This is a genomic window from Paraburkholderia tropica, assembly GCF_014171495.1.
GTDB classification, from domain to species: domain Bacteria; phylum Pseudomonadota; class Gammaproteobacteria; order Burkholderiales; family Burkholderiaceae; genus Paraburkholderia; species Paraburkholderia tropica.
On record NZ_CP049134.1, the window covers coordinates 2,905,278 to 2,929,256 of the forward strand.

The window sequence follows — 23,979 nt, forward strand, 5'->3', positions numbered from 1 at the left end:
CACAAAAGGCGCGCGCGCCGCAAACCGCCCGGCAGGCCGGTTTATAGGCTGCCGATGCTGCATTGCGGGCGTTTTCGTGGGGTTTTGTGCGGGTTTTTCTGTGTTTTCTTCACGCGCTTTCCGCTGCTTTCCGGGCTGTGCCGCTCAGTGCGCCCGGCGGCCTTTTCGTCTCCACGCGCGGGCCGCGGCGGCCCCTCAAAATGGGGGGCGCAAGCGGCGCTCTGGCACAATGCCCCGAACCCCGTATGCCGCCCGGCCGCTTTCGGGCGGTGAGAGAATGGGGCGCGCGTGGCCCAACGTGGCCGAGCGTGGCCCAACGTGGCATTAAGACTCACTTAAGCGGCTCGCGACAGAATCGCTAGCAAGTCCGCCCACCGCGTGCCGTACGCGACTCGCGCCGCGTTCGCGAAAGACGCGGCAAAGGACGGCGCAAGGCGGCATACCGGACATACACGGCAACACCATCAGGGCACAACATCAGGACGCTCATGACCAACCACACTCCCCGCGCCACGCCGGATCAGAACGAGCATCACAAGATCACGGCCTGGAGCCTCATCAAGCCCTACTGGGTGTCCGAGGAACGCTGGATCGCATGGGGCCTGCTCGTCGCGATCATCGCGATGAATCTCGCCGTTGTGTGGATCAACGTGCGTCTGAACGGCTGGAACGCGGACTTCTACAACGCCCTGCAAACCAAGGACGTCAAACAGTTCCCGCATCTGCTGATGATCTTCACGGCGCTTGCGTTCGGCTTCATCATCCTGGCGGTGTACGGGCGGTATCTTCGCCAGATGCTCGGCTTCCGCTGGCGCCAGTGGCTCACCACGCACTATCTGAACGACTGGCTTCGGCAGGGCGCGTTCTACCGCATCGAGCGCGACCGTCTCGCCGACAACCCCGACCAGCGTATCAGCGACGACCTGCAATCGTTCGCCACCAGCACGCTCTCGCTGACGCTCGACCTGCTCTCGACGGTCGTCACGCTGATCTCGTTCATCACGATCCTGTGGACCATCGCGGGCGCGCTCACCTTCTCGCTGGGCGGCACGCCCATCACGATTCCGGGCTACATGGTCTGGGCCGCCGCGCTCTACGCCGTGTTCGGGTCGCTCGTGATCCAGAAGGTCGGCCACCCGCTCGTGTCGATCAACTATCAGCAACAAAAGGTGGAAGCGGACTTCCGCTTCGGCCTGATCCGCCTGCGTGAAAACGCCGAGCAGATCGCGCTCTACGACGGCATGCAAACCGAGCGCAGCAATGCGCAGGGCCTTTTCGAGCACATCCGCGAAAACTGGTGGCGCGTGATGAAGTACACGAAGCGCCTCACCTTCGTGCTGAGCTTCTACGGCCAGATCGCCATCATCTTCCCGCTCGTCGTGGCCGCGCCGCGCTACTTTGCGGGCGCCTTCACGTTCGGCGTGCTGATGCAGATCTCGCAGGCCTTCGGCACCGTGAGCGACTGCTTCTCGTGGTTCATCAACAGTTACGCGAGCCTCGTCGAGTGGCGCGCCACCGTGAACCGTCTGCGCGAATTCGTGCGCGTGGTTCACTCGCCGCGTCTGAAGGAAAGCGTCTCGCCGGCCACCGAGCATGGCGGCATCAATCTGCATTACGTCGACGCGGAGCAACTGAGCACCGAGCACCTCAAGCTCGCGCTGCCCAATGGCCAGCCGCTTTCGGAAGTGCGTGACATCGCCATCAAGCCGGGCTCGCGCTGGCTCGTGCGCGGCCCGTCGGGCGCGGGCAAGAGCACGCTGATGCGCGCGCTCGCGGGCCTCTGGCCGTTCGGCGAAGGCTCGATCGACGCGCCCGTGGATGCGCGCATGATGTTCATCCCGCAGCAGAGCTATCTGCCGATCGGCACGCTCAAGGCCGCGCTCACCTACCCCTCGCCCGCCGACGACTACAGCGACGAAGACTGCCGCGAAGCCCTGCGCGCCTGCCGTCTCGAAGGCTACGTCGATCGTCTGGACGAATCGGCGCACTGGACGCGCGTGCTCTCGCCGGGCGAACAGCAGCGTCTCGCGGGTGCGCGCGTGCTGCTGCACAAGCCCGACTATCTGTTCCTCGACGAAGCGACCAGCGCGCTCGATCCGGACAACGAAAGCCGTCTCTACAAGCTCTTCATGGAGCGTCTGCCGAAGGCGGCGATCGTGAGCGTGGCGCATCGCGAATCGCTCGAGGCGTATCACCACGACACGCTCGAAATCGCTCGCTCGCCTGAAGAGCGCGTGGCGGCGTGAGCGCCGAAAGCCGCGCGGCGTCCGGCGAACGCGTCGTCCTGATCACGGGCGCGGGCTCCGGCATCGGCGCGGCGCTCGCGCGCAGGCTCGCCGCGCCAGGGGTGGCGTTGATGCTGCACGCACGCGGCGCCGACGCGGCCTCGCGCACCCGTCTCGCCGATGTCGCGCAAACGTGCGAAGCGCGCGGCGCGGTCTGCGCGACGGCTTGCGCCGATCTTGCCGATCTCGCCAATGAACCCGCCGCGCATCTGATCGACGCCACGCTCGAACGCTTCGGCGCGCTCGATCAGCTCGTCGCCAACGCGGGCCACGCGCAGCGCCAGACGCTGGCCGCACTCGACACCGATGTGCTCGGCGCCGCGTTCGCCGCGATGCCCGCCGCGTTCGCGTCGCTCGTTCGCAGGGCGCAACCCGCGCTGATACGCTCGGCGCGCGGACGCGTGGTGGCGGTGAGTTCGTTCGTCGCGCATCGCTATCGCGCCGACGCGCCGTTCGCGGCCACGGCCGCCGCGAAGGCCGCGCTCGAATCGCTCGCGAAAACCGCCGCCGCCGAACTCGCTCCGCACGGCGTGAGCGTGAATTGCGTCGCGCCCGGCTACACGCGCAAGGACGCCGGTCCCACGCCGGAGAACGCCCCCGCGTGGGCGCGCGCCGCCGAAGTCACGCCGCTGGGCCGCGTGGCCGATCCCGCCGATATCGCCGAACTGATCGCCTTCCTGCTTTCCGACGCCGCGCGTCACATCACCGGCCAGACCATCCACATCGACGGCGGACTGACGCTGGGCTGATTCTCCCGCGCGCATCACGCATTGGTTCGCTCGCCGGCGAATCAAACGCCACGCGCGACACCTGCGCGACACCTGCGCCACATCGCGCTCCATCAGCAAACCGCGCACGCAGCGCAAACATCGCCCACGCAAATCGCACGTGAAGCGAACACGCGTGCACCATCGCGCAAAATCGCGAGCGAAAGCGCACACAATGCCCCGCATCCTGAGGGCTTCCCTGGCCGCGACAGCCTGTCGCACCGTAAAATAGCGCCGTTCGAGCATCGGCGGCCCGCCAGCAGCGCGCGCCTCGACGCATCGCCAGCGGCCCGCGCCACCGGACGCCGCTTTCGCCACCCGTCGCCACGCCGGTCGTGGCGCGCACAACAATCCTGGGGACGACGCGCGATGGCAGCATTTCAATGGTTCAAGGAACTGAACGCACGCGAGCGCCGCACGCTCTACGCGGGCTTCGGCGGCTACGCCGTCGATGCGTTCGACTTCATGATCTACTCGTTCCTGATCCCGACGCTCATCGCCACGTGGGGCATGACGAAAAGCGAGGCGGGCATGATCGCCACCAGCTCGCTGATCTCGTCGGCGATCGGCGGCTGGCTCGCGGGCATCCTCGCCGATCGCTACGGCCGCGTGCGCGTGCTGCAATGGACCATCGCCACGTTCGCGCTCTTCACCTGTCTCTCCGGTTTCACGCACTCGTTCTGGCAACTGCTCGCGACGCGCACGCTGCAAGGCGTCGGCTTCGGCGGCGAATGGTCGGTCGTCACGATCATGATGGCCGAGACGATCCGCTCGCCGCAGCATCGCGCCAAGGCCGTGGGCACCGTGCAGAGCAGCTGGTCGTTCGGCTGGGGCGCGGCGGCGATTCTCTACTGGGCCTTCTTCGCGCTGCTGCCCGAGGAATACGCGTGGCGCGCGTGCTTCTGGATCGGCATCCTGCCCGCGCTGTGGATTCTCTACGTGCGCCGCAACGTGAGCGACCCCGAGGTGTTCCTGCAGACGCGCCGCGCGCGCGAGGCCGGCGACGTGCAAGGCCACTTCCTGCAGATCTTCGCGCCCGCGCATCTGGCGACCACGCTGCTCGGCAGCGCGCTGTGCACCGGCATGCTCGGCGGCTACTACGCGATCACCACCTGGCTGCCCACCTATCTGAAGACGGTGCGCCATCTGTCCGTATTCAACACGAGCGGCTATCTGATCGTGCTGATCGTCGGGTCGTTCACGGGCTATATCGTCGGCGCGATTCTGTGCGACAAGATCGGCCGGCGCGCGTCGTTCATCCTGTTCGCGATCGGTTCGTTCGCGCTCGGCATGGCCTACACGATGCTGCCGATCACCGATGCCGCGATGCTCGCGCTCGGCTTTCCGCTCGGCATCGTCGTGCAGGGCATTTTCGCGGGCGTCGGCGCCTATCTTTCCGAGCTTTACCCGAACGCGATCCGCGGCTCGGGACAGGGCTTCTGCTACAACCTCGGACGCGGTCTCGGCTCGTTCTTTCCGATCCTCGTCGGCACGCTCGCGCAGACCACGACGCTCGTGAAAGCGATCGGTACGGTGGCGGGCGCGGGCTATCTGCTCGTGATCGTCTCGGCGCTGTGTCTGCCGGAAACGAAGGGCAAGGTGCTGGCCGATCATGGTGCGTCAGACGTTGCCGATCAGCAAGCTCAGAAGCAAGCCCGGCCGCCTGCGGACTCCGCTGCACGATGAGCCCGAACATGCTGCAATACCTTCCGTCCCTCTCACTACGACCGGCATGAAAACGATCGTCCTCGGCGCCGGTGTGATCGGCGTCGCTACTGCGTACTATCTGAGCGAACGAGGCTGCGACGTCACGGTCATCGAGCGCGAGCCGGGCGTCGCGCTCGGCACGAGCTTCGGCAACGCGGGCGTCATCGCGCCTGGCTACGTCACGCCGTGGGCCGCGCCGGGCATGCCGGCCAAACTCCTCAAATATCTCCTCAAACCCACTTCGCCGCTGATCTTCCGCCCCGCGCTGGACGCCGCGCAGTGGCGCTGGATCGCGCGCTGGCTGCGCGAATGCGACCTCGCGCGTTTTCGCGTGAACAAGCAGCGCATGCAGCGCATCGCTTACTACAGCCGCGAATGTCTGCACGCGTTTCGCGCGCAGCATGCGTTCGAGTACGGCCGCAGCCAGGGCTATCTGCAACTCTTTCGCAGCGACTACGACGTCGAGCTCGCGCAGCCCGCGCTGAACGTGCTGCGCGACGCGGGCATCGCGTATCGCGAACTCGACGCCGATGCCTGCGCGCAGATCGAACCGGGCCTCGCGTGGTCGCGCGTGAAGCCGGTCGCAGGCATCTATCTCCCCGACGACGAAGCGGGCGACTGCGCGCGCTTCACGCGCGAGCTGCGCGCCGTGTGCGAGGCGCGCGGCGTGAAGTTCGTCTTCGATACCGAAGTGCTCGCGCTCGAATCCGCGGGCGGCAAGGTGACGGGCGTGCGCGTGCGCGCGGTGCCGGGCCGCGAGGCGCGCAACCGTCGCGAACAGCGGCGCGCGCCCGCCGAAGTGCTGCGCCCCGCCGATCTCGCCGAACCCGCCGCCGACACCTCGCCGCACACGCTGGCCGCCGATGCCGTGGTGGTCGCGCTCGGCGTGGAAAGCGCGGCGCTCGTCGCGCCGCTGGGCGTGCGCGTGCCGCTCTATCCGGTGAAGGGTTACTCGGCCACGCTGCCGGTCGTCGACGAGCACAAGGCGCCGCGCGCCGCGCTCATGGACGAGTCGCTCAAGACCGCGATCACGCGTTTCGGGCCGTATCTGCGCGTGGCGGGCACGGCGGAGCTCGGCAACCATCGCACGACGCTGCGCGAGCAGGCGCTGCAAACGCTCATGAAAGTGCTCGACGACTGGTTTCCGCACGCGGCCACGCCGTCGTCGGCGCAATTCTGGGTCGGCAGGCGGCCGATGGTGCCGGACGGCGCGCCGCTGCTGGGCGCCTCGGGCGTCGACGGCTTGTGGATGAACGTCGGCCACGGCTCGACGGGCTGGGCGATGTCGATGGGATCGGGCCGCGTGGTCGCCGATCTCGTGACGCAGCACCGGCCGGACATCGATCTCGACGGGCTGACGCTGGCGCGCTACCGGCGCTGACGCTGAACGCGCGAGGCGGGAGACGCGAGGCGCGGGCGCTCCCGCTTACAGCGCCACGCTCGCCAGCGCCTCGTATTTCGCGCCCTGCTTCGCCAGCGTGCTCGAATAGAGCACGAGCGACGTGAAGCGCAGCGGCGGCAACGCTGCGGCGCTCGGCGGCGGCGGCGCGCCGTGCGCATCGCGGGTGAAGCGCGCGAGCGTCACATGCGGACGAAACGCGCGCGCATCGAGCGACAAACCCACCTCCCCCATCGATGAACGCACGCCCCAGTCGAGCGCCGTGAACGCATCGGACATCGCGACGACGGCCACCATCAGACGCGGTTGCGCGCCGCCCGGCCAGCATTCGATTTTCGTGACGCTCGCAGGCGGCACGGGCGTCGCGTGACTGGCGAGCCGCTGCGCGAGCGCCTCGCCCTGCGCGAAGGTCATCGCGCCGATGAACGCCACCGTCATGTGCAACTGCGCGTAGGGCACGCGGCGCGCGCCGGGTGGCACGTCGAGCGCGGCGAGCGCGTCGCGCGACGGCGTATCGGGCGCGAGCGCGACGAAGCAGCGCCGCCATTGATCGGCGTCCTTGCTGGCTGCGGCGTGGGCTTCCCGGGCTTCTGACATGATCGGCAGTCCTCGAACGGTCGGACAATCGACAATCGCCACATGGTAGCGCGCCCGCGCGACGCGGTGCGCCCGTGACAACCCGCAAACACACGCGCGCCGGACGCCTCCGGACGTAAAAAAACCGGGTCACCCCGAAGGGTGCCCGGCTTCCTGGCATCTGTCTCCTGCCGTCTCCCGCGCGTCCTGTCCTGGCGACGGACGCGCTGGATTTTGCACGACTTAATGAGGTTTAACGCGGCAGCTCCGTGCTGCCCATCAGGAACGCGTCGACGGAGCGTGCGCATTGACGGCCCTCACGTGTCGACCCAAGTTAGCGCTTCAGCGCTTACTTGGGTCCCAGATCCGCTCTTAACGCGGCAGCTCCGTGCTGCCCATCAGGAACGCGTCGACGGAGCGTGCGCATTGACGGCCCTCACGGATCGCCCACACCACCAGCGACTGGCCACGGCGCATGTCGCCCGCCGTGAACACCTTGTCGACCGACGTGTAGTACGCCTTGTCGCCTTCGGTCGAGGCGCGCACGTTGCCGCGCGCATCCTTGTCCACGCCGAACGCCTCGAGCACCGGCGAAACCGGCTGCGTGAAGCCCATCGCGAGCAGCACGAGGTCGGCCTTCATTTCGAATTCCGAGCCCGGCACTTCGACCATCTTGCCGTCCTTCCACTCGACGCGCGCGGCGATCAGCTTCTCGACCTTGCCGTTCTTGCCTTCGAGACGCTTGGTCGCGACAGCCCAGTCACGCGAGCAGCCTTCCTCGTGCGACGACGAGGTGCGCAGCTTGACCGGCCAGTACGGCCACACGAGCGGCTTGTTCTCGACTTCCGGCGGCTGCGGCAGCAGTTCGAACTGCGTGACGCTCTTCGCGCCATGACGATTCGACGTGCCCACGCAGTCCGAGCCCGTATCGCCGCCGCCGATCACGACGACGTGCTTGCCCTTCGCCACCAGCTGGTCCGCCAGCTTGTCGCCCGCGTTGACCTTGTTCTGCTGCGGCAGGAACTCCATCGCGTAGTACACGCCTTCGAGTTCGCGGCCCGGCACCGGCAGATCGCGCGGCGTTTCCGAACCGCCTGCGATCACCACGGCGTCGAACTGGTCCTTCAGCTCGTCCGGCGAAATGGTTTCCTTCGCCGTGTTGCCGATGTAAGCCGGCAGCTCGCCCTTGCCGATGAACACGCTGGTGCGGAACGTCACGCCTTCGGCTTCCATCTGGCGCATGCGGCGGTCGATCAGCCACTTTTCCAGCTTGAAGTCGGGGATGCCGTAGCGCAGCAGGCCGCCGACGCGGTCGTTCTTTTCGAACACGGTTACGTCGTGACCGGCGCGCGCCAGTTGCTGCGCCGTGGCCAGACCCGCGGGGCCCGAACCGACGACAGCGACCTTCTTGCCCGTCTTGTGCTTCGCGACTTGCGGCGCTACCCAGCCTTCGGCCCAGGCCTTGTCGATGATCGCGTGCTCGATCGACTTGATGCCGACCGGGTCGTTGTTGATGCCGAGCGTACACGCCGCTTCGCAGGGCGCCGGGCAGATGCGGCCCGTGAACTCGGGGAAGTTGTTGGTCGAGTGCAGGACGTCGATCGCGCTCTTCCAGTCCTGGCGGAACACGAGGTCGTTGAAGTCCGGAATGATGTTGTTGACCGGGCAGCCGTTGTTGCAGAACGGGATGCCGCAGTCCATGCAGCGAGCGCCCTGGACCTTCGCGTCGGCGTCCGTAAGCGCCGCGACGAATTCCTTGTAGTGCTTCACACGCGTGAGCGGTGCTTCGTACGCCTCATGCTGGCGCTCGAACTCGAGAAAACCGGTTGCCTTACCCATGTGGTTCTCGTCTATCTAATCTATTCAGTGAGGGGGACCGCGCCCGCCGCCGCATCAGGTGCGCGGCGGGCGAATCATCGTCTTGGAGTCGTCTTCGCGGGATTAAGCGGCCAGTTCTTCCTGGTTCGCCTTCTTCGCGCCGATTTCGCCCAGTGCGCGCTTGTATTCCGTCGGGAACACCTTCACGAACTGGCGGCGTGCCGCGTCCCAGTTTTCCAGCAGCGCCTTTGCACGCGGCGAGCCGGTGAACTGGAAGTGACGCTCGACGAGTCCCTTGAGCAGCGCTTCGTCGGTCTGGCCGGCGTGCCACAGTGCGCGGTCGACCGTGCGTTCCTGCTCGGCCTGTTGCAGCACCGGTTCGAGCGTGACCATCGCCTTGTTGCACTTGCCGGCGAACGTGCCTTCCGGATCGAACACGTAGGCGATACCGCCCGACATGCCCGCCGCGAAGTTACGGCCCGTTTCGCCGAGCACGACCACCGTGCCGCCCGTCATGTATTCGCAGCCGTGGTCGCCCGTGCCTTCGACGATCGCCGTCGCGCCCGAGTTACGCACCGCGAAACGCTCGCCCGCCACGCCACGCAGGAAGGCTTCGCCTTCGAGCGCGCCGTACATCACCGTGTTGCCGCAGATGATGTTTTCTTCGGACTTGCCGCGGAAGTCGTTGGTCGGACGGATGATGATGCGGCCGCCCGAGAGACCCTTGCCCACGTAGTCGTTGCCGTCGCCGACGAGATCCAGCGTGATGCCGCGTGCGAGGAACGCGCCGAAGCTCTGACCCGCCGTGCCCTTGAGCTGGATGTGGATCGAGTCTTCCGGCAGGCCGTCGTGGCCATACTGCTTCGCCACCACGCCCGAGAGCATCGCGCCGACCGTACGGTTGACGTTGCGCACCGGCTGGATGAACGAGACGTGCTCGCCCTTCTCGATCGCGGCCTTCGCCTTCTCGATCAGCGTGTGATCGAGCGCGCGGTCCAGACCGTGGTCCTGCGTGTCGACGTGCTTGCGTGCCACTTCGTCGCCGACTTGCGGCTGATAGAACACGCGCGAGAAGTCGAGACCCTTCGCCTTCCAGTGTTCCACGCCACGGCGCGTGTCGAGCAGATCCGCGCGGCCAACCAGATCGTCGAACTTGCGGATGCCGAGTTGCGCCATGATTTCGCGCACTTCTTCAGCGATGAAGAAGAAGAAGTTGACGACGTGCTCGGGCTGGCCCGAGAACTTCGCGCGCAGCACCGGATCTTGCGTCGCGACGCCGACCGGGCAGGTGTTCAGATGGCACTTGCGCATCATGATGCAGCCCTGCACGACGAGCGGCGCCGTCGCGAAGCCGAATTCGTCCGCGCCGAGCAGCGCGCCGATCACCACGTCGCGGCCCGTCTTCATCTGACCGTCGGCCTGCACGCGGATACGGCCGCGCAGCTGGTTCAGCACCAGAGTTTGCTGCGTTTCCGCGAGACCGAGTTCCCACGGCGTGCCGGCGTGCTTGAGCGACGACAGCGGCGAAGCGCCCGTGCCGCCGTCGTGGCCCGCGATCACGACGTGGTCGGCCTTGGCCTTCGCCACGCCTGCCGCCACCGTGCCCACGCCCACTTCCGACACCAGCTTCACCGAAATCGACGACACCGGGTTCACGTTCTTCAGATCGTGAATCAGCTGCGCCAGATCTTCGATCGAGTAGATGTCATGGTGCGGCGGCGGCGAGATGAGGCCCACGCCCGGCACCGAGTAACGCAGCTTGCCGATGTATTCCGACACCTTGTGGCCCGGCAGCTGACCGCCTTCGCCCGGCTTCGCGCCCTGCGCCATCTTGATCTGGATCTGGTCCGCCGACGACAGGTATTCCGCCGACACGCCGAAGCGGCCCGACGCGACCTGCTTGATCTTCGAACGCAGCGAGTCGCCATCCTTCAGCGGGATGTCCTTGACGACTTCCGGCCCGATGATCGACTGCATCGTGTCGCCGTTCTTGATCGGAATGCCGCGCAGTTCGTTGCGATAACGCTTCTCGTCTTCGCCGCCTTCACCCGTGTTCGACTTGCCGCCGATGCGGTTCATCGCGACCGCCAGCGTGGCGTGCGCTTCCGTCGAGATCGAGCCGAGCGACATCGCGCCCGTGGCGAAGCGCTTGACGATTTCCTTGGCCGGCTCGACGTCGTCGATCGAGATCGCGCGCGCCGGGTCGAGGCGGAATTCGAACAGACCGCGGAAGGTCATGTGGCGCTTGGTCTGATCGTTGATCAGGTGCGCGTATTCCTTGTACGTCTGATACGAGTTGCTGCGCGCCGAGTGCTGGAGCTTGGCGATCGCGTCCGGCGTCCACATGTGGTCTTCGCCGCGCACGCGGTACGCGTACTCGCCGCCCGCGTCGAGCATGTTCGCGAGGATCGGGTTGTCGCCGAACGCGTCGCGGTGCATGCGGATCGCTTCTTCCGCGACGTCGAACAGGCCGATGCCGCCGACCTTCGAGGCCGTGCCCTTGAAGTACTTGGCGATCAGTTCGTCGGCGAGGCCGACTGCTTCGAAGATCTGCGCGCCCGTGTACGACATGTACGTGGAGATGCCCATCTTCGACATCACCTTGAGCAGGCCCTTGCCCACTGCTTTGGTGAAGTTGTAGACCGCCTTGTCCGCCGACAGGTCGCCCTTCAGGCCCTGCGCCATCTGCGCGAGCGTTTCCATCGCGAGGTACGGGTGAACGGCTTCCGCGCCGAAGCCCGCGAGCAGCGCGAAGTGGTGCGTTTCACGCGCCGAACCCGTTTCCACGACGAGACCCGTGCTCGTGCGCAGACCGTGCTGCACGAGGTGCGAGTGGATCGCCGAGGTGGCGAGCAGCGCCGGAATAGCAACGTTGTCGCGGTCCGCGCGGCGGTCCGACACGATCAGGATGTTGTAGCCCGACTTGACTGCGTCGACGGCTTCCGCGCACAGCGACGCGAGGCGCGCCTCGATGCCTTCCTTGCCCCACGACACCGGATAGCAGATGTTCAGCTCGTAGCTGCTGAACTTGCCGCCCGTGTACTGCTCGATCGCGCGGATCTTCGCGATGTCCTTGAAGTCGAGCACCGGCTGCGACACTTCGAGACGCATCGGCGGGTTGATGTTGTTGGTGTCGAGCAGGTTCGGCTTCGGGCCGATGAACGACACGAGCGACATCACCATGTTTTCGCGGATCGGGTCGATCGGCGGGTTGGTGACCTGCGCGAACAGCTGCTTGAAGTAGTTGTAGAGCGTCTTGTTCTTGTTGGACATGACCGCCAGCGGCGAGTCGTTGCCCATCGAACCGACCGCTTCTTCACCCGACATCGCCATCGGCGCCATCAGGAACTTCAGGTCTTCCTGCGTGTAGCCGAACGCCTGCTGACGGTCGAGCAGCGCGGCGGCTTCGGCGCGCGCGGTCGCGACGTCTTCCGCCTTCGGCTCGATCTCGTCGAGCTTGATGCGCACGGCGTCGATCCAGCTCTTGTACGGCTTGGCGTTGGCGAGGTTGTCCTTCAGTTCCTTGTCGTCGATGATGCGGCCGTGTTCCATGTCGATCAGGAACATCTTGCCCGGCTGCAGACGCCACTTCTTGACGATCTTCGACTCGGGGATCGGCAGCGTGCCGGCTTCCGACGCCATGATGACCAGGTCGTCGTCGGTGACGATGTAGCGCGCCGGACGCAGACCGTTACGGTCGAGCGTCGCGCCGATCTGGCGGCCGTCGGTGAAGGCGATCGCGGCGGGGCCGTCCCACGGCTCCATCATCGCTGCGTGGTATTCGTAGAACGCCTTGCGGTTCTCGTCCATCAGCGTGTGCTGTTCCCAGGCTTCCGGGATCATCATCATCATCGCGTGGACGAGCGGGTAACCGGCCATCACCAGCAGTTCGAGGCAGTTGTCGAACGATGCCGTGTCCGACTGGCCCGGATAGATCAGCGGCCAGAGCTTGGGCAGGTCGTCGCCGAGGACGTGCGAGGCGATCGCGCCGGTACGGGCGTTCAGCCAGTTCACGTTGCCCTTCACGGTGTTGATTTCACCGTTGTGGGCAATCATGCGGTACGGGTGAGCCAGTTCCCACGCCGGGAACGTGTTGGTTGAGAAGCGCTGGTGCACGAGCGCCAGTGCCGACACCACGCGCTCGTCTTGCAGGTCGCGGTAGTACACGCCGACCTGACCGGCCAGCAGCAGGCCCTTGTAGACGACCGTGCGCGCCGAGCACGACGGCACGAAGTATTCCTTGCCGTGCTTGAGCTTGAGCGCCTGGATGCGGTGGCTCGCGGTCTTGCGGATGATGTACAGCTTGCGCTCGAGCGCGTCCGTGACCATCACGTCCTTGCCGCGGCCGATGAAGATCTGGCGGATCAGCGGCTCGCTGGCCTTGACCGTGGGCGAGATCGGCATGGCGTGATCGACCGGCACGTCGCGCCAGCCGAGCACCACCTGGCCTTCGGCGCGCACCGTGCGCTCGAGTTCCTGTTCGCAGGCGAGACGCGAAGCGTGTTCCTTCGGCAGGAAGATCATGCCGACGCCATATTCGCCAGCCGGCGGCAACGTCACGCCTTGCTTGGCCATTTCCTCGCGGTAGAACGCGTCCGGAATCTGGATCAGGATGCCCGCGCCGTCGCCCATCAGCGGATCGGCGCCGACGGCGCCCCGATGGTCGAGGTTTTCGAGAATCTTCAGCCCTTGCTGAATGATTTCGTGACTTTTCTTGCCCTTGATATGGGCGACGAAGCCGACGCCGCATGCGTCGTGTTCGTTTTGCGGGTCATAGAGACCTTGCGCGGCGGGCACCGCGGCGCGCTGCTGGTGATCGTTCATGGGGACACCGTCCTAGAGGGGCCAGGGGAATGGCCGTTGATTCCGTACTTTGTTTTCCCGCCGCTTGCGTGACCGCTGTACGGCGTTGCGCGGGCGATGCTGGCTTCCCGCGTTGTGCGTCCAGGAGAGCCGAAAGGCGAATATACGCGACGAATCAAGGGCATGCAAATAAAACCGTGTGATTAGACCCCAATTATCAAGTTGGTGCATTGCACCGTAATTTTATTGGTGCCATATCAAAATCCGACAAAAGAAAACGGCGCTCGCGGACGCCGTTTTCAGAAGTAAGTCGTTGATCCGTAATGGATCGATTGCGGGTTCAGTGCGTACCGGTGCCCGGTTTGCGCTCTTCGTGCGCCGACGACGGACTGGAGACGCTACCGCTGCCCGACGCCGTCGAGGTGCCGGAATGGCCGGCAGAACTACCCGGATTTGTACCTGGCGTTGCGCCGGAACCACTGCTTCCGTGCGTGCCGCCATGGCTGCCGGCGTGGGCGGAGCCCGTCGATCCTGAATTAGGGACCGATTGATGCTCGCCCGCAGCCGAAGCCGGACCGCCGGCCTGACCACTCGCGGCAGGCGCCGACGTGGCCGCGGCGGGTGCCGCCGTCCCGGCAGCGCCGAGCGCACCCGATGCACCCGATGCAGCGCCCGCAGGCGTCGCGCCCGGCGCTTCGCGCACCTTGCGCGGCCGACCGCGCGGCAACGGCGAAACGCGCCGGTTGGCCGTACGCCCCGCCCATTCGCGATAGGTGTCGCCGCCGAGCACCCAGCCCTTGAGCGTCGCCTGCATCAGCTGATTGGTTTCGCGCTCGTCGAGCGACTGCTCGCAGAGTTCGCGATACGCGCGCTGCCGCTCGAACGGCGTGTTGCCGAGCGCCCAGTACAGCGGATGGTCGGTGATCAGACTGTCGACGGTGAGCCCGATGTGATGCCGGTAGCTCGACCAGCGGTAATCCTCCGGCGCCGCGACAAGGTGATTGCGCACCGGCGCGAGTTCGACCACGCGGCTCGCGAGCAGGAAGAAACGCTCGCCCTCGATGACGGTCGCTCGGTAGCGCCCTTCCCACAACGTGCCGCGCCGCGCGTAACGCCGGTTGAAGTGCGCGACGTAACGCCGGCCGACCGCCTGCATCGCCTTGGGAAGGCTCGATTCGTCGGAGGGAGTGACGAGCAGCTGCACCGCGCCGGGCATCAAGACCCACGCATGCACCGCCAGGTGGTGATCGCGCGCCGCTGCCTTCAGGCAGTCGATGAACAGTTCGTAGTCCTGGTCGTCGACGAAAGCGGGCTGCTGATCCAGTCCGCGCAGAATCACATGCTGCGGCTGGTCAGGAACATAAAGACGTGCAAGCCGTGCCATGCTCGATTTTCCTGGTACGTTGGTGAATACCCGCATGCCCGCCAGGCCGCGCCGGCGCTCGCTCTCGCGGGCATGCGGCTCGGGCGGAAAGCGCGCGGCGCTTAGGGAGAAACTTCTAACGACTGCATATGGTTTGTTGCAAACGTTGTGTACATAATGTGCGGGCCTTTAATGGAGGAGCACATATGAAATTAAAACAGGCGCTGGCAGCGATTTTCGCGGTCGCCGGCATGTCGGGGGCATACGCGCAATCGGCCAACACGTTCTACGTAACAACGGGGTGGTTCCGTCTCATGCCGCAAGACTCGAGCGATCCGCTCAAGATCGACAGCGTGGGCGGCACGACGGTCAACCAGGCTTTCCCGGGCACCGGCGCTAGCGTCGGCTCCGCGGACACGCTGGGCTTCTCGCTCGGTTACTTCATCACCGACAGCCTCGCGACCGAAGCCGAGCTCGGCATTCCGCCGAAGTTCGACATCTCGGGTGGCGGCAGCCTCAACCAGTTCGGCAAGGTTGGCTCTGCACGCCAGTGGAGCCCGGCGCTGCTTCTTAAGTACTACTTCAACAAACCGGACGCCAAATTCCGTCCGTATCTCGGCCTCGGCGCGACCTACGTCTGGTTCTCCGACGCGAAGATCACCAACGCCGCGTTCGAACAAAGCGTACTTGGGGGTCCGACCAGCGTTTCGACGAATCGTTCCTGGGCGCCCGTATTTAACGTCGGCTTCAACTACAACTTCACAAAGCACTGGTTCGCCGGTTTCTCGCTGTCGTACATCCCCGTCAACGTGACGGCGACGTACACGAGCACCACCGAACTCGGCACCACGCGCAAGGCGGAATCGAAGATCCACCTGAATCCGCTCGTGACGTACCTGAAGGTCGGCTACATGTTCTGAGCGCCGTTCGGTGCGACAGGCAACACCAGCAAGATCGGCAAGACAGGCGACATCGGCAACAACGCCGGCATGCGTGGAAACATCCACGGAAAAGTCAGCGGAAACATCAGCAACGTTTGCAACGTATGCAGCAGCTCTCCGTCCCGCCGTTACGGCGTCCGACGGAGAGCGGCATGCTTCAGCCGTGTCTCGCCTCCCACGCATCTCCCCTCCTACGCCAGCACCAGATGTTCCTGACAATTCGATTGGCTTTTCTTGATTCTATGCCTCTCGGAAAAAGCGTGCTGTCCCCGTAATCATTTATCTGCACCCCGCCGCAACAGGATGCCGCCGAGCCCCGCCGGACGGGCCTGTGCGTCGATTCGACCGGACACGCTCGCGCGCCGGGCACCGGATTTGCGCAATACTTCGACTCCAGCCCTCGACCGCGCAGCCCTTTTTCGTGCACGCGGCGCGAGCCTCTTACCTGTTTTCCAAGACGGAGCCATTCATGAGCGCATTTCCGAACACGCGTGACGCCCTCGGAGAATCCTGGACGCGCACGGGCCGCCACGCGCGCCGCATCGCGCGACGCGGCCGCAGCGCGGCGTCCGATATCGCAGACGAGCTGCGTGACCTGCTCGCCGAACTGGAAACCACGCTAGGCGACGGCACCCAGGCCGACGCCGCGGCGTTGCGCGCGGACGTTCGCAAACGCCTCGACGCCGCGCGCGAGCGACTCGAAGTGGCGCGCGCCGCCACGCGCGAGCGCGCCGGCCAGGCGATGGATAACGCCGACGACTACGTGCACGCCAACCCGTGGCAAGCGATTGCGATCGTGGGCGGCGTGGCGCTGGTCGCGGGCGCGATTCTCGCGCGCTGCCGCTAGGCGGGCCGGGCCGCACGAACCTGAGAGCACGGCGCCACGTGCATGACCTGCAACGCGCGCCGCGACAGACTGCGCAACGACAGCGAAATAGCTGGAATAGTTGTCGGATAAGTGCGCAGTGAACACGCCCTGACGATGCTCGCCAGGCGCCCGGCGTTTCGGGCGTCAGTCGAGCGCGTGCGGGCCGATCAGATCGATGCGGTCCGTGCAAACGGTATCGACGCCCCAGCGCACTAGGCGCTGCGCGGTGTCGAGGTCGTTCACCGTATAGGCGAGGATAAACAGGCCCGCTTCCTTGATGCGGGCCACGAGCGCTTCGTCGAGATGACGATAGCTCGCGTGCAGCGAGACACAGCCGAGCGCGGCCGTCTGCTCGCGCCAGTCGTCGGGCACACGCTCGACCAGCAAGCCGCGCGGCACATCCGGCGCGGCCTCGCGCGCCGCTATCAGGGCTTCGACCGAGAACGACGACAGCAGCGGCGGCAACGCGCCCGCCGCCATCGGCTTCGCCCACAGACGCGCGGTTTCGGCGGCGACGAGACGACCCGTTTGCGCATCGCGCCCCGGACACGGCTTGATCTCCACATTCGCCGCGAGCCCTTCCTCGCGGCAGCACTGCGCGGCTTCCGCGAGCGTGGGCATGTGCTCGTCCTCGAAACGCGCGTCGAGCCAGCTGCCCGCATCGAACGCCGCGATCTGCCGATAACGCAGTTGCGCCGCCGCGCCCTGCCCGTTCGAGGTGCGATCGAGCGTGTCGTCGTGCAGCAGGAACGTGATGTCGTCGGCGGAAAGCTTAACGTCGAACTCCGCCATCGTATGCCCGAAGGCCGCGCCGATGCACAGCCCGGCGAGCGTGTTCTCCGGCGCAAGCGCGCCGCCGCCGCGATGCGCGGCCACGCGCGGATAAGGCCAGGTTTTCATCGGTTGCATGCGTGTGCTCGGTGCGGTTTGCGCGGGGCGCGGTCGTTCGTCAGACGTCGTCGGCGACGACAAACAAACGGCGGTATTCCTTCAGCGCGTAGCGATCGGTCATGCCCGCGATGTAATGCGCGATCTGACGCGGCTGCGTGGTCTCGTCGTGCATCTGATACGCGGGCGGCAGCAGGCGCGGATCGTCGGTGAACGCGTCGAAAAGTCCCTTCACGACGCGCCGCGCCTTGTTCGCCATGCGCATCACGCGATAGTGGCGATACAGATTGCGATAGAGAAAGCGCTTGAGCGCGGCCGCCTGCGCGGCGACGCGTTCGCTGTGCGCGACGAGCGGCGGCGCGGCGCGCACCTCGTCGAGCGAGCGCGGCGCGTGCTCGGCGAGATTGCGGCTCGTCTGCCCGATCAAATCGACGATCAGCGTATTGATGATGCGCCGCACCGTCTCGTGAATCAGCCGCCGCCCGTCGATCTGCGGATACTCGGCGCGCGCGGCCTCGTAGTGGGTCTGCCAGAGTTCGACTTCGGCGAGCTGCTCGATCGTCAGGAGACCGGAACGCAGCCCGTCGTCGACGTCGTGATTGTTGTAGGCGATTTCGTCGGCGATATTCGCGATTTGCGCCTCGATGGACGGCTGGCGTCCGAGCAGGAAGCGCTCGCCCAGTTCGCCCAGACGCCGCGCGTTCTCGCGCGAGCAATGCTTGAGAATGCCCTCGCGCGTCTCGAAACAGAGATTGAGGCCGTCGAACGCGCCGTAGTGCTCCTCCAGTTCGTCGACGACCGCGAGACTTTGCAGGTTGTGCTCGAAGCCGCCGTGCTCGCCCATGCACTCGTTGAGCGCGTCCTGGCCCGCATGGCCGAACGGCGTATGACCGAGGTCGTGCGCAAGCGAAATCGCCTCGACGAGATCCTCGTTCACGCGCAGTTGCCGCGCGACCGAACGCGCGATCTGCGCGACTTCGAGGCTGTGCGTCAGCCGCGTGCGGAACAGATCGCCTTCGTGATTCACGAAGACCTGGGTCTTGTATTCGAGCCGGCGAAACGCCGTGGAATGGACGATGCGGTCGCGGTCGCGCTGGAATTCGCTGCGCGCGGCGGGCGGCGCTTCGGCGTGACGGCGGCCGCGCGACTGCGAGGCGTGTGCCGCGTAAGGGGCAAGCCCCGCGTCGGGCGAGGCGCTCAGCGCGTCGGCGAAAGGCGCGCCAGGATTGCTGCGGGTGTCGCTCAACGGTTCCTCCGCAAGGATCGCGACGCGTGCGCCGGACGACACGTCAATCGAGTCGCCAGCCGCGTCGCAGGAAAAGCCGCCACGGCGGCGCGAGCCGCGCGCGGCGACGCGCTCAGCGCGCGACGGTGGCGGCCAGCGTGGCCTGCACGGCTTCGTCGGGCGCGCGGCCGATATGCGTTTCGCCGAAGCGCTTGAGCAGGATGAACTTGATCGCGCCGCCCTCGGCCTTCTTGTCGACCTGCATCAGATCGACGTAACGCTCAGCGCCGAGCGCCGGCGCGACGACCGGCAGATGCGCGGCTTCCACCACGCGCACGAGCCGCTCGCGCGAAGCCTCGTCGAGCATGCCGACGCGCACCGACAGATCGGCCGCCATCACCATGCCGCAGCCCACGGCCTCGCCGTGCAGCCACTCACCGTAACCGAGGCCCGCTTCAATCGCGTGACCGAAGGTGTGGCCGAAATTGAGGATCGCGCGCAGACCGCCTTCGCGTTCGTCGGCGGCGACCACCGACGCCTTGATCTCGCACGAGCGTTTGACCGCGTGCGCGAGCGCCTCGGGCTCGCAGCGGTTGAGCGCTTCGACGTTCGCTTCGATCCACTCGAAGAATTCGGCGTCGGCGATCGCGCCCGTCTTGATGACTTCGGCCACGCCCGCCGCCAGCTCGCGCGGCGGCAGCGTGCGCAGCGCGCCGATGTCGGCGATCACGGCTTGCGGCTGGTAGAACGCGCCGATCATGTTCTTGCCGAGCGGATGATTGATGCCAGTCTTGCCGCCGACCGACGAATCGACCTGCGAGAGCAGCGTCGTGGGCACCTGGATGAACGGCACGCCGCGCATGTAGCAGGCCGCCGCGAAACCGGTCATGTCGCCCGTCACGCCGCCGCCGAGTGCGATCAGCGTGGTCTTGCGGTCGGCGCGCGACGTGAGCAGCGCGTCGAAGATCTGATTGAGCGTTTCCCAGTTCTTGTGCGCCTCGCCGTCGGGCAGCACGACCGTGTTGACGTCCTTGCCGAGCGGCGCGAGCGCGGCGCGCAGCGTCTCGCCGTAAAGCGGATCGACGACGGTATTGGTGACGATCGTCACCGACTTGCCGGCGATGTGCGGCGCGAACAGCGCCGTCTGGCCGATGAGGTCGGAGCCGATGTGGATGGGGTAGGCGCGGTCGCCCAGTTCGACGTTGACGGTAATCATGCCAGGCAATAGTTCAGTGATGAGGCGCTGATGGGGAACGCGGGCGACTTGCGTGACGCGCTACTACTCGCGCGCCGGCGCGCGCAGCACGCCGGCCATGTCGAGCTGCATCAGCACCATGTTGACGAGCCCGTTGACCGAAGGCCGGCCGGTCTCGATCACGAAATCGGCGACCTCGCGGTAGAGCGGATCGCGTTGCTCGTAGAGCGCTTCGAGTCGCCCTTTCGGGTCTTCGGTCTGCAGCAGCGGGCGATTCTTGTCGCGCCGCGTGCGCAGCCACAGATCGTGCGGGTGGGCGCGCAGATACACGACGAAACCGCGCTCCTTGAGCGCCGCGCGGTTTTCCGGGCGCAGCACGGCGCCGCCGCCGGTCGCGAGCACGATGCCCTCGCGCGCGCTCAGCTCGTCGATCATCTGCGCTTCGCGGTCGCGAAAGCCCGCTTCACCTTCCATTTCGAAGATCACGGGGATGCGCGCGCCGGTGCGCGCTTCGACCTCGTGATCGGAATCGAAAAACGGACGCTCAAGCCGGCGCGCGACCGCCCGGCCCACGGTCGTCTTCCCGGCGCCCATGAGCCCTACGAAAAATACATTGGCGTTAGCGTCCCGCACTTGCAGCGTTTCCTACGAAAGGTTGGTGCCGCAGCTTACTGGCAAAGCAGCGGCGTTGTCGAGCCTGCGGGCCGCACGATCCGGCCCCGAAGCGGATAAACCCGCTTTTTCGCGCGAATTTCCGCCGATTTGGGGCCGGTTCGTGCGCGATCTGCGCACGCGACACGATCCGCGTGGGGCCGCCGCAAACCGGAGGAAGGCTCAGTGCGATCACCGCGCGATCACCGCGTAGTCACCCGCGTAGTCACCCGCGTAGTCACCCGCGTGGTCACCCGCGTGGTCACCCGCGTAGTCACCCGCGTAGTCACCAGCGTGGTCACCCGCGTGGTCACCCGCGTGGTCACCCGTTAATCGCCGGTGACCACGCGCGGCGTGATGAACACCACCAGTTCGCTGCGTTTGTCCCAATGCGCGCGATGCGAAAAAAGCGCGCCCAAAAGCGGTATTTTGCCCAGGAGCGGCACGCGCGTCACATCATCGCGGTCGTCGGTCGCATCGATCCCCCCGATCGAGACCGTCCCGCCATCCTCGATTTCGACGCGCGTCTGCACATGTTTCGTGTTGATCGCGGGCCCCGCGGCGGTCTGCTCGCCCACGCTGTCCTTCGCGACGTCGAGGTCGAGAATCACGCGGCCGTCCGGCGTGATCTGCGGCTCGACCTCCAGTTTCAGGCTTGCGCGCCGAAACTGCACGCCCGATACACCTTGCCCGACCTTGGCCTGATACGGCAGCTCGGTGCCCTGCTCGACCACAGCCTTGGTGCGATCCGCCGTCACCACGCGCGGACTCGACACCACGCGCCCGCGCCCCTGCGCCTCCAGCGCGCTCAATTCGATGTCGAGCAGCCGGGTCGCGCGGGCGGCGAGCAACGTCAGGCCGAGTTGCGCGGCCGCGAAACCGTTGATCGCTCCCGCCCCCAGATCATAGAGCGTGCCGTCGGCGGCGCTGCCGCGCACGCCGCGCGCCGTGCCTTCGACCGCGTTCGGCGTCACGCCGAGCCGCACGCCCAGTTCGCGCGACAAGCCCTCGTCGCCTTCGACGATACGCGCTTCGATCAGCACCTGTCGCGCGGGCGCGTCCAGCCGCCGGATCAGGTCGGCGATCTGATCGAGCCGCCCCGCCAGATCGGTGACGAACAGCAGGTTCGTGCGCGCGTCCGCGACTGCCGCGCCGCGTTTGGACAGCGCGCGCTGCGTGCCGGAACCGCTCAACAGCCGCCGCAGATCCTCGGCGCGCGCGTAGTGCAGCTCGAACGCACGGCTCGCGAGCGGTTCGAGCTCGGCGGCGCGCGCATGCGCCTCGAAACGCAGCCGCTCGCGCGCGGCGAGATCCGCGGCGGGCGCGACCCAAAGCACGCCGCCGTGCCGCTCCATCGCGAGGCCGTTCGACTCCAGCAGCAGATCGAAGGCCGCGCGCCACGGCACGCGGTCGAGGCGTAGCGTGATCTGGCCGCGCACGCGCTCACTCGCGACGATGTTCAGCCGCGTGAACTGCGCGAAGGCATGCAGCACGGCGGTAAGTTCCGCGCGCTGGAAGTTGAGCGAGATCGGACGGTCGGGCGGCAGGCCGTCGCTCCCGGAGGCTGTGTCGGCAAGACGCGACGGCGCGGGCAGCGGCACCGGCGGCCCTTCGAGCGGCTCGGGCGCGGCGGCTGGCACTGCGGTGGGCACTGCGTCCGCGCCATTCGTGGACGGCGGCGCGGCCGGCCGCTCGTCAGCAGGATCGGCAGGCGTGTCCTGCGTCGTCGAAAATGGGTTGGCGGTCCAGCCCGCGGGCGCGTCGGCCTGCTCGCCTTCGGGCAAGGGCGGCACTTCGTGGCGCGCGATCATCTGCGCCGCCGTACGCCACGCGGGCGTCGGCAACGGTGGCGGCGCCGGCGGCAACGCGGCGTGCGCGCCCAGCGCGAACGCGAGCATCGGCCACGCAAGCGAGCGGGATAGCGGCTGAATTGAGCGAACGCGTTTCATCGGTGCGCCTCCGCCCAGTTCAGCACCTGCGTCGCGCCCTCGACGGACAGGACGACCCGCTCTGGACCGATGCCCGTCACGCGTGCGCCCGCAAGCGAAGCGCCTGGCTGAACGGCGAGCGTGCCGTCGGCGGTTTCGATCAGCGCGAGCACGCGTCCACGCTCGCTCAGCGTGCCGACGAGCCGCAGCGCGCCATCGCCCTGCACGCCCGACGCAGCGCCGCCGCCCGCTGCGAGCGCAAACCGGCTCGCGAACGGATCGCGCGCGGCATCGGTCCGTTCTTCGATTGCGGCGACTTCGGCGACGTCGGCCGCTTCGATCGCGACGGCGGGCAAACCGCCGAAAACGTGCAGCGTGGCCGCGATGGCAAGCGCGCTGCCGTTGCGCCGAACGACGATGTCCGCAGGCACCGCGAGTTCGGGCCACTCGGCGAGGCCTGCGAGAAAGGCGCGAAGCTGGGCGAAACCGCCCCGTGCCGCAAGTTTGGTCGCGCGGAACGCCTGCGCTTTCGCGCCGCCCGGCGCGGCAGGTTCCAGCGCGATCAAGACAAGTCCGGCGTCTGCCGCCAGCCGGGAAACGCTGCGGATGTCGTCGGCGCTCGTGTTCGCTTGCTCCGATTCCGCCGATCCCGTCAGTCTTGCGTCGCGCGGCCAGCCTTCGGCTTCGCGGCGCAGCGCGGGCAATCGCGCGAGCGTCCGCCGGGCGTCCGCGAGCCGCGCCTCGCCTTGGGCCAGCGCGCTTCGGGCCGCCTGCGCGCCGCCGGCATCGGTGAGAAAACACGCGATACCGCTCAGCAACGCGGCAAGCATCGCGAGCGTCGCGGCGACCAGCGCGCGCCGTCTTCGCGTCCATGTGTGTAGCGGCCGCCAGCCGCGCAACGTCGACATGGCGTTCATTTCGCCTCCTTCGCCGGCGCAGTCGAGACCGAATCCGAAGCCGGTGCAGTCGCGCCTTTCCAGACGAGCCGCGCAGCCACGCGAATCGGCTCGACGCGATGCGGGACGCTCGCGCCTGATCCACCGCGCGAACGTGCGCCGCCCGCCTCCTGCGCGCGCTTCATCTCCTGCACGCTCACGGCCTCGACCTCGGGCAGCGCGCGCAGGCGTTCGAGCCACGCCGCCGCCGCGATCTCGTCGGCGGCGTTGGCCAGCAACTCGGTGGCGTCGCCGTGCTGGGCCAGTTGTTCGAGCGCGACGCCTTCGGTGCGCGCCCGCGCCAGGCCGTCGACGAGCGCGAACAACCGCTGGAAAGGGCGCGCCCGCTCGCGCGCTTCACTCGAGGCAAGCTGCCGCGCGCGTGTCTCCCGAGCGAGCCGTTGCGCCTCGGCGAGCGGCGCGCCCAGTTGCGCGAGTTGCCGCTCCAGCGCCGCGTGCCGCGTCGCCAGGCGTGTCTGCTCGACGTGCTGCCAGCCCGCGACCGCGCAGCCGCACACGCCACCTAAAACCGCCGCCGCGAGCCATTCGAGCGCGCGACGCCGACGCACGCGCCGCACCGCCCCCGGCCGCCACGGCAGTAGATTGAAACCCTCGCGCGCGCCAGCCATC

General features: G+C 67.0%; 16 protein-coding genes and 1 pseudogene. 6 read left to right on the top strand and 11 right to left on the bottom strand.

Annotated features, from left to right (window positions below; all coding sequences use genetic code 11):
* The first annotated feature begins 488 nt into the window (after positions 1-488).
* The 4 genes from G5S35_RS13135 to G5S35_RS13150 all read left to right on the top strand — a co-directional run bounded on the left by G5S35_RS13135 (position 489) and on the right by G5S35_RS13150 (position 6,140).
* Positions 489-2,246 carry an ABC transporter ATP-binding protein/permease gene (locus G5S35_RS13135; RefSeq protein ID WP_074987157.1) on the top strand — a complete coding sequence of 586 codons (1,758 nt, stop codon included), beginning with the start codon at positions 489-491 and terminating at the stop codon, positions 2,244-2,246.
* Positions 2,243-3,034: an SDR family NAD(P)-dependent oxidoreductase gene (locus G5S35_RS13140; RefSeq protein ID WP_183038368.1), complete on the top strand. Its 792-nt coding sequence runs from the start codon at positions 2,243-2,245 to the stop codon at positions 3,032-3,034. Before G5S35_RS13135 ends, G5S35_RS13140 begins: the two co-directional genes overlap by 4 nt.
* A 387-nt stretch (positions 3,035-3,421) precedes the next feature.
* Positions 3,422-4,738: an MFS transporter gene (locus G5S35_RS13145; RefSeq protein ID WP_082992121.1), complete on the top strand. Its 1,317-nt coding sequence runs from the start codon at positions 3,422-3,424 to the stop codon at positions 4,736-4,738.
* Positions 4,739-4,784: 46 nt separating this feature from the next.
* Positions 4,785-6,140 carry a D-amino acid dehydrogenase gene (locus G5S35_RS13150; RefSeq protein WP_065062725.1) on the top strand — a complete coding sequence of 452 codons (1,356 nt, stop codon included), beginning with the start codon at positions 4,785-4,787 and terminating at the stop codon, positions 6,138-6,140.
* A gap of 45 nt (positions 6,141-6,185) precedes the next feature.
* On the opposite strand, the gene thpR is transcribed toward G5S35_RS13150, so the two are convergent.
* The 4 genes and pseudogenes from thpR to G5S35_RS13170 all read right to left on the bottom strand — a co-directional run.
* Complete coding sequence (thpR, locus tag G5S35_RS13155; RefSeq protein ID WP_065062727.1) at positions 6,186-6,755, bottom strand: RNA 2',3'-cyclic phosphodiesterase; 570 nt, start codon at positions 6,753-6,755, stop codon at positions 6,186-6,188.
* Between the two features lie 351 nt (positions 6,756-7,106).
* A complete protein-coding gene (locus G5S35_RS13160; RefSeq protein ID WP_065062729.1) occupies positions 7,107-8,573 on the bottom strand; it encodes a glutamate synthase subunit beta in 1,467 nt (488 codons plus the stop codon).
* A 102-nt stretch (positions 8,574-8,675) separates the two neighbouring features.
* A complete protein-coding gene (locus G5S35_RS13165; protein WP_065062732.1) occupies positions 8,676-13,376 on the bottom strand; it encodes a glutamate synthase-related protein in 4,701 nt (1,566 codons plus the stop codon).
* Between the two features lie 667 nt (positions 13,377-14,043).
* Positions 14,044-14,739, bottom strand: a pseudogene (locus G5S35_RS13170) (transposase); the annotation flags it as partial.
* Positions 14,740-14,924: 185 nt separating this feature from the next.
* Here G5S35_RS13170 and G5S35_RS13175 point away from each other — a divergent pair.
* Positions 14,925-15,638 carry an OmpW/AlkL family protein gene (locus G5S35_RS13175; protein ID WP_065062734.1) on the top strand — a complete coding sequence of 238 codons (714 nt, stop codon included), beginning with the start codon at positions 14,925-14,927 and terminating at the stop codon, positions 15,636-15,638.
* A 490-nt stretch (positions 15,639-16,128) separates the two neighbouring features.
* Entirely contained in the window at positions 16,129-16,506 is a 378-nt protein-coding gene (locus G5S35_RS13180; RefSeq protein WP_065062735.1) for an ElaB/YgaM/YqjD family protein, read from the top strand.
* Between the two features lie 165 nt (positions 16,507-16,671).
* Here the strand turns inward: G5S35_RS13180 and ugpQ are convergent, their stop codons facing one another.
* The 7 genes from ugpQ to G5S35_RS13215 all read right to left on the bottom strand — a co-directional run bounded on the left by ugpQ (position 16,672) and on the right by G5S35_RS13215 (position 23,918).
* The gene (ugpQ, locus tag G5S35_RS13185) at positions 16,672-17,436 is read right to left on the bottom strand and encodes a glycerophosphodiester phosphodiesterase (protein WP_420874515.1); all 765 of its coding nucleotides are present in this window, start codon (positions 17,434-17,436) and stop codon (positions 16,672-16,674) included.
* A 40-nt stretch (positions 17,437-17,476) separates the two neighbouring features.
* On the bottom strand, positions 17,477-18,661 hold the full coding sequence (locus G5S35_RS13190; protein ID WP_065062824.1) for a deoxyguanosinetriphosphate triphosphohydrolase: 1,185 nt from the start codon (positions 18,659-18,661) through the stop codon (positions 17,477-17,479).
* Positions 18,662-18,773: 112 nt separating this feature from the next.
* Entirely contained in the window at positions 18,774-19,856 is a 1,083-nt protein-coding gene (aroB, locus tag G5S35_RS13195) for a 3-dehydroquinate synthase (RefSeq protein WP_074987161.1), read from the bottom strand.
* A gap of 63 nt (positions 19,857-19,919) precedes the next feature.
* The gene (locus G5S35_RS13200) at positions 19,920-20,474 is read right to left on the bottom strand and encodes a shikimate kinase (RefSeq protein ID WP_065062741.1); all 555 of its coding nucleotides are present in this window, start codon (positions 20,472-20,474) and stop codon (positions 19,920-19,922) included.
* A gap of 341 nt (positions 20,475-20,815) precedes the next feature.
* Positions 20,816-22,435, bottom strand: a complete 1,620-nt coding sequence (locus G5S35_RS13205) for a type IV pilus secretin PilQ (protein WP_074987162.1) — start codon at positions 22,433-22,435, stop codon at positions 20,816-20,818.
* Positions 22,432-23,331 (bottom strand): hypothetical protein, encoded by a 900-nt coding sequence (locus tag G5S35_RS13210; RefSeq protein WP_183038369.1) that lies wholly within the window; start codon positions 23,329-23,331, stop codon positions 22,432-22,434. Before G5S35_RS13210 ends, G5S35_RS13205 begins: the two co-directional genes overlap by 4 nt.
* On the bottom strand, positions 23,328-23,918 hold the full coding sequence (locus G5S35_RS13215) for a PilN domain-containing protein (protein WP_143064452.1): 591 nt from the start codon (positions 23,916-23,918) through the stop codon (positions 23,328-23,330). The genes G5S35_RS13210 and G5S35_RS13215 overlap by 4 nt, the downstream gene beginning before the upstream one ends.
* Between the last annotated feature and the right edge of the window lie 61 nt (positions 23,919-23,979).

Excerpts from the sequence above, each read along its gene's own strand:
- G5S35_RS13210 (WP_183038369.1), bottom strand. The coding sequence starts at position 23,331 with ATGAACGCCATGTCGACGTTGCGCGGCTGGCGGCCGCTACACACATGG.
- G5S35_RS13165 (WP_065062732.1), bottom strand. The coding sequence starts at position 13,376 with ATGAACGATCACCAGCAGCGCGCCGCGGTGCCCGCCGCGCAAGGTCTC.
- G5S35_RS13205 (WP_074987162.1), bottom strand. The coding sequence starts at position 22,435 with ATGAAACGCGTTCGCTCAATTCAGCCGCTATCCCGCTCGCTTGCGTGG.
- G5S35_RS13150 (WP_065062725.1), top strand. The coding sequence starts at position 4,785 with ATGAAAACGATCGTCCTCGGCGCCGGTGTGATCGGCGTCGCTACTGCG.
- G5S35_RS13135 (WP_074987157.1), top strand. The coding sequence starts at position 489 with ATGACCAACCACACTCCCCGCGCCACGCCGGATCAGAACGAGCATCAC.
- thpR (WP_065062727.1), bottom strand. The coding sequence starts at position 6,755 with ATGTCAGAAGCCCGGGAAGCCCACGCCGCAGCCAGCAAGGACGCCGAT.
- G5S35_RS13180 (WP_065062735.1), top strand. The coding sequence starts at position 16,129 with ATGAGCGCATTTCCGAACACGCGTGACGCCCTCGGAGAATCCTGGACG.
- G5S35_RS13175 (WP_065062734.1), top strand. The coding sequence starts at position 14,925 with ATGAAATTAAAACAGGCGCTGGCAGCGATTTTCGCGGTCGCCGGCATG.
- G5S35_RS13160 (WP_065062729.1), bottom strand. The coding sequence starts at position 8,573 with ATGGGTAAGGCAACCGGTTTTCTCGAGTTCGAGCGCCAGCATGAGGCG.
- aroB (WP_074987161.1), bottom strand. The coding sequence starts at position 19,856 with ATGATTACCGTCAACGTCGAACTGGGCGACCGCGCCTACCCCATCCAC.
- ugpQ (WP_420874515.1), bottom strand. The coding sequence starts at position 17,436 with ATGCAACCGATGAAAACCTGGCCTTATCCGCGCGTGGCCGCGCATCGC.
- G5S35_RS13145 (WP_082992121.1), top strand. The coding sequence starts at position 3,422 with ATGGCAGCATTTCAATGGTTCAAGGAACTGAACGCACGCGAGCGCCGC.